This window comes from Actinophytocola sp., from assembly GCF_036555685.1.
Lineage (GTDB): Bacteria > Actinomycetota > Actinomycetes > Mycobacteriales > Pseudonocardiaceae > Actinophytocola.
The window spans coordinates 1-12,903 of sequence record NZ_DATBKY010000264.1 but is presented as its reverse complement, the minus strand read 5'-3'; the positions used below and the strand labels follow the sequence as shown (position 1 = coordinate 12,903).

The following is a 12,903-nucleotide window of genomic DNA, read 5'->3' as shown; positions in this document are numbered from 1 at the left end:
GTCAGAACCCGTGGACGTACGGTCCCCGGCCCGGCGCGGGCGGGCGGCTGCCCGCGGGCGGGCGCGGCCGGCGCGGCCGTGCGCTCGGCAGCGCCGCCGGAGCACGGACCTCGCGCCACGACACGGACAGCTCCACGCCGCGGCCGTCCGTCGCGGGGACCGGGCGTGTGCGGTCGCCGACCAGGCAGGCCAGCGCGATCATGCTGACCGCGAGCCAGAGGTTCAGCCAGTCGTTCACCGACGACAGCGAGACGGGCGCGGCCCCGTCGGTCAGCACGACCGCGCCGCCGTAGTGCCACAGGAAGAACACGACACCGCCCGCGATCAGGAAGCCCCGCGCCCCGCGGGTGGTCCGGGCCGCCGCGAGCCCGGTGAACCCGAGGGCGAGATGGACGGCTCCGTCGGCGGTCAGCGGGGCCCCGACGCCCGTACCCAGCCCGAGGACACCCGCCACGACGAACGTCGCGGCGATGACCTCGACGGCGAGCCGCCCCGGATTCCGGTGTGCCATGCGGTCATGATCCACTATGCGCGGCCCTTCTGCCGTCAGAAACGCGGAGGGTTGCCGAACCGGTATGCCCCGGATCGGAGTCGATCAATCCTCGGGCGGTTACCGAGTGTGTGGGTTGAGTCACCGGCGTCGGGAAAGACGATCGCGTTGTGCCACGATTTCCGGTGACGAAAGGAACTCATGAGCACCTCGGGAACCGTGTCCGCGGACCGCATGGTCGACACCGACCGCTACCCGCTCTCCGACCCCGACGGGCCCGCCTGGCGCGCGGTGGTCGCCCGCACCCGCGACGAACTGGCCGGGCACGGCTGCTGCGTGCTCCCCGACTTCATCCGGCCGGAGCTGCGTGGCGAGCTCGAGCGTGAGTGCGCGGAGATCGCCCCGCTCGCGCACACGCGGATCGAGCGGGTCAACGCGTACAACATCGCGCTCGACACCCCGTTGCCCGAGGACCACCCGGGCCGGGTGATCATGGAGCGTGGCAACGCGTTCGTGGCGCGCGACCACATCCCGGCCACCGCGATCATCCAGCGGCTCTACGCCAGCCCGGTGTTCCAGCGGTTCGTCGCCGACTGCTTCGCACTGCCCGCACTGCACGAGCTCGCCGACCCGCTGTCCGCGCTCACGCTGAACGTGATCGCGCCGGGCCGCGCGCACCCGTGGCACTTCGACACCAACGAGTTCACCGTCAGCATGCTGACCCGACCGGCGGCGGCGGGCGGCGTCTTCGAGTACTGCCCGAACATCCGCTCCGCCGAGTCGGAGAACTTCGCCGACGTGGCCGCCGTGCTGGCCGGCCGCGGCGAGCGCCTGGTCCGGCGGCTGGAGCTGCGGCCGGGCGACCTGCAGCTGTTCCGCGGCCGCTACTCGCTGCACCGCGTCAGCACCGTGCGCGGCGAGCACGCCCGGCACACCGCGATCTTCGCCTACAGCGAGCGCCCCGGCGTGCTCGGCAGCGCCGAGCGCACCCGCCAGCTGTTCGGTCGCGTGCTGGACGAGCACCGCGCGGCGGACGCCGTCCGCGGCGACCAGCTGCTCGACTGACAAGGAGGCCGGCCCGTGCCATTCGACTCGACCGGCAAGGTTTCCTTCGACGAGGTGTATACCGCGCCGGACCCACGCCCGTTCTTCACCGCGCTGCGCGAGGTGGACTACCACCTGCCGCAGCTCGCGAAGCCGTACTTCGCCAAGCTGATCGAGGAGCGCGCCAACCCGACCGTGCTGGACGTGGGCTGCTCGTACGGCGTCAACGCCGCGCTCTACCGGTGCGACGCGACCATGGACGACCTCTACGCGCATTACACCGGCGAGGAGGCCGCGGACCTCGACCGCGCGGGGCTGCTCGCCCGCGACCGCGCGCTCGCGAAGTCCCACGACGTGCGGTTCATCGGGCTCGACGTCGCCGCGCCCGCGCTCGCGTACGCGCGCGAGGCCGGCTTCCTCGACGAGGCCGTCCGCGCGGACCTGGAGAACGACGACCCGACGCCGGAGCAGAGCGCCGTGCTGGCCCAGGCGGACCTCGTCGTCTCCACCGGCTGCATCGGCTACGTCTCCGAGCGGACCATCGCCCGCCTCGCCGACCTGCCCGGCGGACGCCGGCCCTCGATGGCGCACTTCGTGCTGCGCATGTTCTCCTACACGCCGATCGCCGACAGCCTCGCCACCCTCGGCTACGAGACCGTCGGCGTCGAAGGCCTGTTCAAGCAGCGCCGGTTCGCCTCGGCGCAGGAGCAGGAGCAGCTCCTCGACGCCGTCCGCGCGAACGGCTTCGAACCGAGCGAGCAGGAGCTCGACGGCTGGCTCTGTGCCCAGCTGCACCTTTCCCGACCCACCGACCGACGAGGACACCAGTGACGACCAGCGAGCGCACCTTCGGCAACGAGGAGCACCTGCCACGGGTGCCGGTCCCGGCACTGACCGACACCTGCCGCCGGTTCCTGGAGTGGTCGGCCCCGCTGCTCACCGCCGAGCAGCGCGCGCAGACCGAGCGGGCCGTGGCCGAGTTCCTCGCACCGGCAAGCCCCGCCCACGAGCTACAGGCCGAGCTCGAGCGCTACGACCGGCGCCCGGACGTGGCGAGCTGGCTCGACGACTTCTGGGCCACCCGCTACCTCGGCCGCCGCGACCGGATCGCGCTCAACGCCAACTTCTTCTTCCTGTTCCACGACTCCGGCGAGGACCAGGTGACGCGCGCGGCCGGGCTCATCGCCGCGGCCGCGGACTACAAGCTGCGGCTCGACGCCGAGGAGATCCCGCCGGCCACGACGCGCGGGCGGCCGCAGTCCATGGTGCAGAACAAGTTCCTGTTCTCCACCACCCGGATCCCCGGCGCCGCGCAGGACACCGTCCGCGCGCCCTACAGCGAGGCGCACCCCGGCCCCTCGACCGCGCGGCACATCGTCGTGTTCCACCGCAGCACGCCATACCGGCTCGACGTGTTCGACCAGGACGGGCGGCCCTACGACCGCGAGGACCTTGCCGCCGCGCTGCAGACGCTGATGAAGACCGCACCGGTGACCGACGACCCGTCGACCTCGGCCGGGCATCTCACCACGATGGCCCGCGCGCAGTGGGCGGCCTCGCGGCAGGCGCTCCTCGACGCCCATCCCGGCAACGCGGCCGCGCTCGACGAGATCGAGGCCGCGCTGTTCTGCCTGTGCCTCGAGCACGACTCCCCCGCCGGCACCCAGCAGGCGTGCGACCACCTGCTGCACGGCGACAGCGGCAACCGGTGGTTCGACAAGTCGTTCTCGCTGATCGTGTTCCCGGACGGCGCGGCAGGGATCAACGTCGAGCACTGCGGGCTGGACGGCACCACGATCCTCAGCTTCGTCGGCACCCTGTTCGGCCCGCTCACCCGGCCGGCCGTCCGCGGGCTGCCCGAGGTGACGCCGATCGAGTTCACGCTCGACGACGAGCTGCGCGCAACCGTGCGCGCGGCCGGCGAGTCGTTCGCCGCCTACGCCGACGCGACCGCGACCCGAGCGCTGTCGTTCCCGGACTTCGGCTCGAGCCGGGCGAAGGCGCTCGGCGTGTCGCCGGACGCCTTCGTGCAGATGGCCTACCAGCTCGCGCACCGCCGCGCGAAGGGGCTGACCGGCGCCACGTACGAGTCGATCGCCACCCGCCACTTCCGGCACGGCCGGACCGAGGCGATGCGGGTCGTCACGCCCGAGGTGCTGACGTTCGTGTCCGCGATGGAGGACCCGGCCGCGGACCGGGAGACGCGGCGGGCGGCGTTGCGGGCGGCGGCCGCCGCACACGTGGCCCGGGCCAAGGAGTGCCAGGCCGGCGACGCGCCCGAGCAGCACCTTTGGGAGCTGCAGCTGATCGGGAAGCGCCGCGGTCTACCCGGGGACCTCGCGCTGTACGAGAGCCCCGGCTGGCTCGTCATGCGCGACGACTACCTGAGCACGAGCGCGGTGCCGTCGGTCGACATCCAGTACTTCGGTTTCGGCTCGACGAGCCCGCAGTGCATCGGCGTCGCGTACGTGCTGCTGCCCGAGCGGCTCAACATCTACCTGAGCACCCCACGCAGCGTGGCCGAGCAGATGGACCGCTACGCCGACGAGCTGGCCGCGGCCATCGACGAGCTGCAGGAGCTGCTGGCGGACTAGCGTTTCGGGCGGGCCGTCGGCAGCTTGTCCAGGTTCGCCTGTACCTCCGGGAGATCCTCGTAGACGACCGCGGCGCCGGCCTCGACGAGCTCCTCGGTACCGAAGCCGCCGGTGCGCACGCCGACCGTCGGGACGCCGAGCCGCTCCGCGGCCTGGCAGTCCCAGACGGAGTCGCCGATGGTCACGACCTCGTCGCCGTCGCCCTTCACCTTGTCGAGCGCGACCTCGAGCAGGTCGGCCGCGGGCTTGCTGGCGTCCACGTCCTCCGCGGTCGTCCACGCCTGCACGATCGAGCGCGCGTCGAGCAGGTCGAGGTAGTGGTCGATGTGCTCGGGCTTGCCGGAGCTCGCCAGCACGACCGTGTCGCCACGCTCGCGGAACGCCAGCAGCAGGTCGCGGGCGCCGGCCAGCAGAGTGACCTCGGTGAGCATCGGCGCGAAGGCCGAGGCCCACAGCTCACGCACCCGGTCGCCGTGCTCGGCCTCGACCTCGTCGCCGGCGACGGCCGCCACGAGCCGGTCGCCGCCCATGCCGATCGACCGGTGGATCCGCCAGACCGGCACGGTCACGCCGACCCGGCGGAACGCCCGGAACCACGCGACGGCGTGGTGGTAGTTCGTGTCGACCAGCGTGCCATCCACGTCGAACACCGCAATCATGCCCACAGCACTACCCACATCCCGGTGCCGCACACTTGACTGACCGGTCAACTCGCCGCTAGCGTCCCGGTGCATGCAGACACGGGACCGGATCGTCCGGTCGGCCGCGCGGCTGTTCCTCACCCGCAGCTACCAGTCCGTGGGCATCGCGGACCTCTGCACGGCGGCCGACGTGCGGAAGGGCAGCTTCTACCACTTCTTCCCGTCGAAGGCGGACCTCGCGAAGGCGGTCGTCGACCTGCACGCGGGCGAGCTGGAGCGGCGCCTGGCGGCGGACGGCTCCCCCGCCGAGCGCCTGTTCGCGGTCGCCGACGCCGTGACGCAGATCCAGACCGGCTTCGAGAAGAGGTTCGGCCGCGTCGTCGGCTGCCCGTTCGGCAACCTCGCCGCCGAACTGTCCACAACGGACGACGAGCTGCGCGCGCACGTCGCCGGGGTCTTCGCGCGCTGGGAGGCACGGCTCGCGGATGCCTGCCGGGCGGCCGCCGACGCGGGCGCCCTCCACGACGGCGTCACGCCGGCGACGCTCGCACACATGATCCTCGCCCAGATCCAGGGGCTGATCCTGCTCGCCAAGGTCTCCGGCGCACCGGCGGCCGAGATCACCGCGGGGCTGCGCGCGATGATCACCACGAACGTCCGGGAGGCAGCGTGACCGTCGGAGTGACCGTCGACTTCCACTTCGATCCCATGTGTCCCTTCGCCTACCAGACCGCACGGTGGATCCGGAACGTGCGCGACGAGCTCGACCTGACCGTCCACTGGAGATTCTTCAGCCTGGAGGAGGTCAACCGGTTCGAGGGCAAGAAGCACCCCTGGGAGCGCGCGTGGTCCTACGGCTGGTCGCTGATGCGGATCGGCGCCGTGCTCCGCAGGCGGAGCATGGACCTGCTCGACGCCTGGTACGCCGCGACCGGCCGGCTGCTGCACGCCGAGGGCGGCAAGCCGCACGACCCGGACGTGGCACGGAAGCTCCTCGCCGGCATCGGGGTCGAGCCGGAGCTGCTCGACGCCGCGCTCGCCGACGAGACGACCCACGACGAGGTCCGGGCCGACCACCAGCGGGTCATCGACGCGGGCGGGTTCGGCGTGCCGACGCTGTTCCTGCCCGGCGGCCACTGCGTGTTCGGCCCGGTGCTCGTCGACCCGCCGGCCGGGGCGGACGCCGTGCGGCTGTGGCAGGTCGTGACCGGCATGGCCGAGTTCCCGCACGTCTACGAGCTGCAGCGGCCCAAGGCGCCGGCCGACCAGGCGCTGATCGCCGACACGCTGCGGCCCTACCTGCGCGGCCGCGACTGGGTCAGCGTGAACCGTGGCGAAGTGATCGACCTCGGGAGTGTCTCGTGATCGAGAAGGATGCCGTCGTCCCCGCCCTCGTGGCCGAGTGGTCGGCCATCGACGACCTGCTGACCTCGCTTCGTCCGGAGCAGTGGGAGTGGCCGACCGCGTTGCCCGAATGGACCGTGCGGGACAACGTCTCACACATCATCGGCACCGAGTGCGCGCTCGACGGGCAGGCGCCGCCGCCGTGCGCCACCGATGTGCGCGCGCTCCCCCACGTGCGCAACGACATCGGCGCGGCGAACGAGCTCTGGGTCCAGGGGCTGCGTGCGGAGAGCCCGGAACGCATGCTCGAGCGGTTCCGCGACATCACCGCGACGCGCCGGAAGGCCCTGGAGGCCATGACGCAGGCGGACTTCGACGCGCCGTCGTGGACGCCGGCCGGCCAGGCCACCTTCGGCCGGTTCATGCGGATCCGGCTGTTCGACTGCTGGATGCACGAGCAGGACATCCGCGAGGCCGTCGGCGTAGCCGGCCACGAGGACGGCCCGGGTGCGGAGCTGGCGTTCGCCGAGATCATCGGCGCCCTCGGCTACCTCGTCGGCAAGAAGGCGGCCGCCCCGGAGGGCGCGGGCGTGACGGTCGAGCTGACCGGTCCGATCCGCGGCACCTGGCACGTCCTGGTCGCGGGCCGCGCCTCGCTCGTCGACGAGCTGCCGGGTCCGGCGACGACGACGCTGCGGCTGTCCTCGACCCTGCTCAGCCGCCTGGCGGGTGGCCGCGGTCCCGTGGCCGAACGGCTGCCGGAGGTGACCATCGAGGGCGACACCGACCTCGGCACCCGCATCGTCCACGCCCTCCCGTTCACGATCTGAAGCGGTGGCTGTCGATCCGGGACGCGGCCGCTCGTGTAGGGGGCATGAACGAGATTCGGACTCTGCTCACCGGGCGCGGCCTGCTCGAGTCGCCGCGCTGGCATGACGGACGGTTGTACGTCTCCGACTGGACCGCGGGCGAGGTCCTGGCCCTCGACGACGACGGCGGCGCCGAGGTCGTCGCCAAGGTGGCAGCGCTGCCGCTGTGCACCGCGTGGGCGCCCGACGGCCGGCTGCTCGTCGTGGACGCCGCCCGCGGGCTGCTGCTGCGCCGCGAGCCGGACGGGTCGCTCGCCACGCACGCGGAGCTGGGCCGGGCGGGCTGGAACGACATCGTGGTGGACGGCCGGGGCAACGCCTACATCGACAGCGTCGGCTACGACCCGGCCACGCCCGGTGAGGTCCGGCCGGGCGCGGTCCACCTGGTCACGCCGGACGGCTCGGTCCGCGAGGTGGGCGGCGGCATCGCGTTTCCCAACGGCATGGCGGTCACTCCGGACAACGGCACGCTGATCGTCGCCGACTCGCACGGGCACGCGCTGGTCGCGTTCGACATCGAGGCGGACGGCGGGCTCGCGAACCGGCGTGTCTGGGCCGACCTCGGCGTCGGCACCCCGGACGGCATCTGCCTCGACGCGGACGGCACCGTCTGGTACGCCGACGTGCCGAACCGGTGCTGCGCGCGGATCGCCGAGGGCGGCGCCGAGCTCGCGCGGATCGAGCTGGACCGCGGCGGGTTCGCGTGCGTGCTGGGTGGTCCACACGGGACGACGCTGTTCGCGGTCGCCGCGCGGTGGCGTGGCATGACCGAGACGGAGATGGTCGAGCCCGGCTCCGGCCAGGTCGTCGCGATCGACGTGGACGTGCCGGGCGCGGGCTGGCCGTGAGTTCCGCACCGCGCCACTCACTCGCCGCCCGGCCGCTCGAGCAGCTCGGCGACGATGCGTAGCGCACCGTCCACTTCGGCCGCGACGTGCATCAGGCCGGCGAACGTCGACGATGCCGGTCTCCGCGGCCAGCTCGCGCAGCTCGTCGGCGGCCGGTCCGCGGTCGTCCCGGGGACGAGGTTGAGGCGCAGCACCGCGGGGAGGTCGGCATCCCCACGCCCGGTCGCGACGGCGGCCTCCTGGATCACCTCGCGCCGGCCGCGCAGCGCGGCCGCCGGTGTGGCACCAGCACGCCGGGCAGCCAGCCGTCGGCGCGGCGGCCGATCCGCCGCAGCGCCGCTTCGCGCGTGCCGCCGGGGTGGATCGGCGGCCGCGGCCGCGGTACCGGCCGGAGGTCCACATGCGACTCGGCACCGTCGGCACGTGTCCCCGGCACCCGGCCGGGTTCGGCGTCCACAGTGCCTCGAGAGCGTCGACCGACTCGTCGAGCCGCGCCCTCGACCGCGCCACGGCACGCCGGTGGCCGTGTACTCGTCGGGCGACCAGCCGAGGCCGAACCCGGGCAGGAGCCGCCCGCCACTCACGACGTCCTGGCGAAGCGGGCAAGCGAACCGCCCTGCCCCAGTGGACCGTACTGGGACAGGGCGAAGCCGAGCTTGATCGTCGTCACTCACCGCAGGCTAGCGCGCGGCGCGGCGGTACCGGGCCGCCACCACGGAGATCCAGACCATGGCTGCGATCGCGCCGACGGCCAGCGTCAGCGAGCCGGCCGTGCCGCCGCCGGACGCCCACAGGTCGCCGGCGAGCAGCGCGGTGCCGGCGCTGCGGGACAGCGCGGCGTCGCGGCGGTTCCCGGCGCGGCGGTAGTGGCTGCCCAGGACGTAGCAGGCGGTGATCAGGCACGCGAACGCGACGGTGCCGGCGGCCATGTGGCCGTAGCTGTGCCAGCTCATCGACGTCGGCACCGTGTCCGGCGTGCCGGCGGGGAACCCGGCACCCGGGTCCATCCGCAGGAGCCCGGCGGCGATCATCGCGAGGCCGTAGCCGCGGACCAGCCGGGGCGCCCAGGTACCGCCGCGAGTGCCGTGCAGGACCCGGCGGAGCCCGCTCGCGCCGGCGACCGTCAGCACGCCGGCGACGATGAAGTTCGCGACCTGCAGCCAGCCCGGTGAGCCGTTGGCGAGCGCGCTCAGCGGGTGGCGCGTGATGTCGAAGCCCTCGCGGGTGGCCGCCTGTGCCACGGAGAGGACCGCCCACAGCGGGCCGGCGACCGCGACGCAGCCGAGCAGCGTGCGGGTCGGGACCCGGGTCGTCGTGGTGGCCGCGGGGGTGTGGGTGGTGGTCATGTCGGCGCCTTCCTGTTGGCCGGTGTCGCTGACGCGTCGATCCCGCGATGTGACAGGGAACGAGCGCATTCCCTGTCACACCGCCCCGTTCGACGCCGATGCACAGGCAAGAGCCACGACGAGAAGGAGAAGGCCCATGCGTTACCTGATGCTGGCCAAGGGCGGCGACCAGAACCCCGACGAGAAGCTCCAGGCGGAGATGGCCGAGTTCATCCAGGAGACGGCGGCGGCCGGCGTGCTGCTGGCCACCGGCGGCCTCGAACCCGGCGGCACACGGATGATCTCGTCCGGCGGCGAGATCACCGTGACCGACGGCCCGTACACCGAGGCGAAGGAGGCCGTCGGCGGCTTCGCGCTCGTCGAGGTGCGGTCCAAGGAGGAGGCGCTCGAGCTCGCCCGCCGCTTCCGCGGCATCGTCGGCGACGGCGAGAGCCTGATCCACCAGGTCTTCGGGCCGGCGGACTAGCACGTGCCGGACACCAGCCGGAGCGGTGGCTCGACCGACGGCACGATCGAGGCCGTCTGGAAGCTCGAGTCGGCCCGGATCATCGCCGGGCTGACGCGGCTGGTGCGCGACGTCGGCCTGGCCGAGGAGCTCGCGCAGGACGCGCTCGTCGCGGCACTGGAGCAGTGGCCGGAGTCAGGCGTCCCGGACAACCCGGGCGCCTGGCTCACGGCCATCGCCAAGCGCCGCGCGATCGACCACCTGCGGCGCGCGCAACGACTGGAGCGCAAGCAGGCCGAGCTCGCCCGCGAGGCGCAGCAGGCCCACGACGAGCCGGACGACGTCCTGCGGCTGATCTTCATGTCCTGCCACCCGGTGCTGCCCACCGAGGCCCGGGTGGCCATGACGCTGCGGCTGGTCGGCGGCCTGACCGCGGCGGAGATCGCCCGCGCGTACCTCACCACCGAGGCGCGCGTCGCCCAGCGGATCGCCGACGCGAAGCGCACGCTCGCCGCGGCGGGCGTGCCGTTCGAGCTGCCGGACGCGGCCGAGCTGGCCGGGCGGCTGTCGTCGGTGCTCGAGGTCGTCTACCTGATCTTCAACGAGGGCTACTCGGCCACGTCCGGGGACGACCTCATGCGGCCGGGCCTCACGCTGGAGGCGTTGCGGCTGGGCCGGTTGCTCGCCGAGCTGGCACCGGGCGAGCCCGAGGTGCACGGGCTCGTCGCGCTGATGGAGATCCAGGAGTCCCGCTCGGCCGCGCGGGCCGGCCCGTCGGGCGAGCCGGTCCAGCTGCACGAGCAGAACCGGGGGCGCTGGGACCAGCTGCTGATCCGCCGCGGGTTCACCGCGATGCTGCGGGCACGCGAGCTCGGCGGGCGGCCCGGTCCGTACGTGCTGCAGGCGGCGATCGCGGTGTGCCACGCGCAGGCCCGCACCGCCGAGGAGACCGACTGGGCGCAGATCGCGACCCTCTACGACGGGCTCGTCCACCAGCTGCCGACGCCGATCGTCCGGCTAAACCGCGCGGTCGCGGTGGGGAACGCGCGGGGGCCGGTGGCCGGGCTGGCACTCGTCGACGAGCTCGCCGGTGACCCGGCTCTGCGCGACTACCACCTGCTGCCCGGGGTGCGCGGCGACCTGCTCGTGCGGCTCGGCCGGTACGCGCAGGCGCGGCTGGAGTTCGAGCGCGCCGCCGCGCTGACCCGCAACGCCGCCGAGCGCGCGTTCCTGTTGCGCCGGGCGGCGTCCCTGCCGGCCGGCGACTCGGGCGTCACCCTCGCCGAAGCGGCCGCGTCGTTCCTCGCCCGGTCCGAACTGGACACCGCGACGGCACGCGCGTACGGCCAGACGATGCGCCGCCTGCGCCTGGCCCTCGGCGACCGGCGACCACTCGCCACGCTGACCGCGGCCGACGTGGCGCGCGTGTTCACGACGGCATGGGGCTCGGCCGCGGCGGCGACGTGGAACCGGCACCGCGCGGCCGTGCGGTCGTTCGGCGCGTGGGCGTCCGTGGACCTGGCGTCCGATGTGGACCGCCGGGCGTCGGCGCCGGCGCGCGCCGAGCCGCTCGACCACGCGTGGCTCGCGGAGCTGTGGAACCGCCCGGAGGTGCCGCTGCGGGAGCGAGTGCTGTGGCGGCTGGTGCACGAGTCGGCCGTGCCGGCGCGCGTCGTGCTGTCGCTGAACGTGGAGGACGTGGACTGGGACGACCGCCGGGCCCGTACCGGTGGTGGGGACTGGGTGGCCTGGCGGGCGGAGACGGCGCGGCTGCTCCCCCGGCTGGTCGCCGGCCGCACCCGAGGCCCGCTCTTCCTGTCCGAGCGCCGTCCGGCCCCCTCCCGCACCCCGCCCGGCGCGGACCTGTGCCCGGAAACCGGCCGCCGCCGCCTGTCCTACGAGCGCGCCGAGTACCTGTTCAAGCAGGCGACCAAGCCGCTGGACCCGGCCGGCACCGGTTACACCCTGCGCCGCCTCATACCCCGGGCCGAACGGAGAGGCCGTCGCGCGTCCGCCGCCGGATAGGGTCGAGGGCATGACACCGGAGGACGTGGAGCGGGTCGCCCTCGGGCTGCCCGAGTCGGCGCTGGATCACCCCTTCGGGCCGGATGTCAACGTGTACAAGGTCGCCGGCAAGGTGTTCGCGATCATGCAGCCCGCCGGCGATCCGCCGCGGGTGACGCTCAAGTGCGAGCCTTCCCTGGCGCTCGAGCTCCGCGCCCAGTTCCCCGCCGTCATGCCCGGCTACCACACCAACAAGCGGCACTGGAACACCGTCGTCCTCGACGGGAGCGTCCCCGGCGACGAGATCGCCGAGATGGTCGAGCACTCGTGGGAGCGCGTCGTCGCGACGCTGCCCAAGGCCGTCCGCGCGCGGCTGGCCTGAGCGCCTACTTTCCCTTCGGACGGCGGAACCAGGCGTTCGACCCGGGCAGGTACATCCAGACCGCGGCCACGACGACGAGCACCGTGTACGCGAGCAGGCCCGCGGTCACGAGCGTGCGCAGGTCCTCCAGCATCGGGTCGGTCAGCGCGGAGACGACCACCGCGGCGTAGCCCACGCCGATGATCGCGAGCACCGTCAGGAACAGGCGCGCCCAGCCGCGGGCCGTCCGCATGGCGAACGCGAGCAGCAGGCCCAGCACCGCCAGCAGCACCCCGGTGCCGATCACGATCAGCACCGACGCGGACGCGACGCTGTCGATCGTGGACTTCGCGGCATCGGCGTCCCGGTCGCGCGCGATGCGGGCGAACTCCGTGCGCATGGCGTCGACCTTCGTCGCCGCGAGGGCGCCCGTGGCGCCAGCCAGCAGGCTGCCGAGGATCCAGCACCAGAACGAGAACGTGATGACCATCGGCCGGGAGAGCTCCTCGAGCGCGGCCATCGGCGGCATCGAGAGCCGGGCCGTGCTCGGCCGCGGCGGCGGCGCACCGAGATCGCTCATCAGGCACCCTCACTCGGCGGCGGCTCGCCGGACGGCGGGTCTGCCGGAGGCGGATCCTGGTTCGCCGGCGGGTCGCTCGGTGGCGGGTTGTCCGGGGGTGGGTCGCTCGGTGGCGGGTTGTCCGGCGGCGGATCGCTCGCCGGCGGGTTGTCCGAGGGCGGATCGCTCGCCGGCGGGTTGTCCGGCGGCGGATCGCTCGCCGGTGGACTGTCCGAAGGGGTGCCGGGGTCGGTAGTGCCCGGGTCACTCCCCCCGTCGTCGCCGCCGGTGTTCGGGGGCGGGGGTGGCGGGGCGCCGTCGACAAGCGCGTCGCGGTTCTTCGCCTTCGTGGGCTTGG

16 protein-coding genes and 1 pseudogene are annotated in these 12,903 nt (G+C 73.6%); 10 read left to right on the top strand and 7 right to left on the bottom strand.

What is annotated here, in order from left to right:
- Nucleotide 1: 1 nt before the first annotated feature.
- Nucleotides 2-511: a DUF4383 domain-containing protein gene (locus VH969_RS26490; RefSeq protein ID WP_331978961.1), complete on the bottom strand. Its 510-nt coding sequence runs from the start codon at nucleotides 509-511 to the stop codon at nucleotides 2-4.
- Nucleotides 512-691: 180 nt separating this feature from the next.
- On the opposite strand from VH969_RS26490, the gene VH969_RS26485 reads away from it, so the two are divergent.
- Genes VH969_RS26485 through VH969_RS26475 form a run of 3 tightly spaced genes read left to right on the top strand, consistent with a single transcriptional unit; the run spans nucleotide 692 to nucleotide 4,128 of the window.
- A complete protein-coding gene (locus VH969_RS26485; protein ID WP_331978959.1) occupies nucleotides 692-1,555 on the top strand; it encodes a HalD/BesD family halogenase in 864 nt (287 codons plus the stop codon).
- A gap of 15 nt (nucleotides 1,556-1,570) precedes the next feature.
- Nucleotides 1,571-2,365 carry a class I SAM-dependent methyltransferase gene (locus tag VH969_RS26480; protein WP_331978957.1) on the top strand — a complete coding sequence of 265 codons (795 nt, stop codon included), beginning with the start codon at nucleotides 1,571-1,573 and terminating at the stop codon, nucleotides 2,363-2,365.
- The gene (locus VH969_RS26475) at nucleotides 2,362-4,128 is read left to right on the top strand and encodes a choline/carnitine O-acyltransferase (RefSeq protein WP_331978955.1); all 1,767 of its coding nucleotides are present in this window, start codon (nucleotides 2,362-2,364) and stop codon (nucleotides 4,126-4,128) included. The genes VH969_RS26480 and VH969_RS26475 overlap by 4 nt, the downstream gene beginning before the upstream one ends.
- Here VH969_RS26475 and VH969_RS26470 read toward each other — a convergent pair.
- Nucleotides 4,125-4,787 (bottom strand): HAD family hydrolase, encoded by a 663-nt coding sequence (locus VH969_RS26470; RefSeq protein ID WP_331978953.1) that lies wholly within the window; start codon nucleotides 4,785-4,787, stop codon nucleotides 4,125-4,127. The genes VH969_RS26475 and VH969_RS26470 overlap by 4 nt on opposite strands.
- Nucleotides 4,788-4,860: 73 nt before the next feature.
- Between VH969_RS26470 and VH969_RS26465 the strand changes: the two genes are divergently transcribed.
- From VH969_RS26465 to VH969_RS26450, 4 genes are read left to right on the top strand one after another with little or no spacing between them, the layout of a single operon-like run.
- Nucleotides 4,861-5,442: a TetR/AcrR family transcriptional regulator gene (locus VH969_RS26465; RefSeq protein ID WP_331978951.1), complete on the top strand. Its 582-nt coding sequence runs from the start codon at nucleotides 4,861-4,863 to the stop codon at nucleotides 5,440-5,442.
- A complete protein-coding gene (locus VH969_RS26460) occupies nucleotides 5,439-6,134 on the top strand; it encodes a DsbA family oxidoreductase (protein ID WP_331978949.1) in 696 nt (231 codons plus the stop codon). The genes VH969_RS26465 and VH969_RS26460 overlap by 4 nt, the downstream gene beginning before the upstream one ends.
- A complete protein-coding gene (locus VH969_RS26455) occupies nucleotides 6,131-6,943 on the top strand; it encodes a maleylpyruvate isomerase family mycothiol-dependent enzyme (protein ID WP_331978947.1) in 813 nt (270 codons plus the stop codon). Before VH969_RS26460 ends, VH969_RS26455 begins: the two co-directional genes overlap by 4 nt.
- Nucleotides 6,944-6,987: 44 nt before the next feature.
- The gene (locus VH969_RS26450) at nucleotides 6,988-7,830 is read left to right on the top strand and encodes an SMP-30/gluconolactonase/LRE family protein (protein WP_331978945.1); all 843 of its coding nucleotides are present in this window, start codon (nucleotides 6,988-6,990) and stop codon (nucleotides 7,828-7,830) included.
- A 17-nt stretch (nucleotides 7,831-7,847) separates the two neighbouring features.
- Here VH969_RS26450 and VH969_RS26445 read toward each other — a convergent pair whose 3' ends face one another.
- The 3 genes from VH969_RS26445 to VH969_RS26435 all read right to left on the bottom strand — a co-directional run bounded on the left by VH969_RS26445 (nucleotide 7,848) and on the right by VH969_RS26435 (nucleotide 9,176).
- Nucleotides 7,848-8,078: a hypothetical protein gene (locus tag VH969_RS26445; RefSeq protein WP_331978943.1), complete on the bottom strand. Its 231-nt coding sequence runs from the start codon at nucleotides 8,076-8,078 to the stop codon at nucleotides 7,848-7,850.
- Nucleotides 8,075-8,287 carry a hypothetical protein gene (locus tag VH969_RS26440; protein WP_331978941.1) on the bottom strand — a complete coding sequence of 71 codons (213 nt, stop codon included), beginning with the start codon at nucleotides 8,285-8,287 and terminating at the stop codon, nucleotides 8,075-8,077. Before VH969_RS26440 ends, VH969_RS26445 begins: the two co-directional genes overlap by 4 nt.
- Before the next feature lie 223 nt (nucleotides 8,288-8,510).
- Entirely contained in the window at nucleotides 8,511-9,176 is a 666-nt protein-coding gene (locus tag VH969_RS26435; protein ID WP_331978939.1) for a DUF998 domain-containing protein, read from the bottom strand.
- A 136-nt stretch (nucleotides 9,177-9,312) separates the two neighbouring features.
- Here VH969_RS26435 and VH969_RS26430 point away from each other — a divergent pair, with 136 nt between their 5' ends.
- Genes VH969_RS26430 through VH969_RS26420 form a run of 3 tightly spaced genes read left to right on the top strand, consistent with a single transcriptional unit; the run spans nucleotide 9,313 to nucleotide 12,007 of the window.
- Complete coding sequence (locus VH969_RS26430) at nucleotides 9,313-9,642, top strand: YciI family protein (protein ID WP_331978937.1); 330 nt, start codon at nucleotides 9,313-9,315, stop codon at nucleotides 9,640-9,642.
- 3 nt (nucleotides 9,643-9,645) lie between these two features.
- Nucleotides 9,646-11,646 (top strand): sigma-70 family RNA polymerase sigma factor, encoded by a 2,001-nt coding sequence (locus VH969_RS26425; RefSeq protein ID WP_331978935.1) that lies wholly within the window; start codon nucleotides 9,646-9,648, stop codon nucleotides 11,644-11,646.
- Nucleotides 11,647-11,656: 10 nt separating this feature from the next.
- On the top strand, nucleotides 11,657-12,007 hold the full coding sequence (locus VH969_RS26420) for an MmcQ/YjbR family DNA-binding protein (RefSeq protein ID WP_331978933.1): 351 nt from the start codon (nucleotides 11,657-11,659) through the stop codon (nucleotides 12,005-12,007).
- Between the two features lie 4 nt (nucleotides 12,008-12,011).
- Here VH969_RS26420 and VH969_RS26415 read toward each other — a convergent pair whose 3' ends face one another.
- Both VH969_RS26415 and VH969_RS26410 read right to left on the bottom strand, forming a co-directional pair.
- Nucleotides 12,012-12,566 carry a hypothetical protein gene (locus VH969_RS26415; protein WP_331978931.1) on the bottom strand — a complete coding sequence of 185 codons (555 nt, stop codon included), beginning with the start codon at nucleotides 12,564-12,566 and terminating at the stop codon, nucleotides 12,012-12,014.
- Nucleotides 12,566-12,903, bottom strand: a pseudogene (locus tag VH969_RS26410) (hypothetical protein); the annotation flags it as partial. The gene VH969_RS26415 and the pseudogene VH969_RS26410, both read right to left, overlap by 1 nt.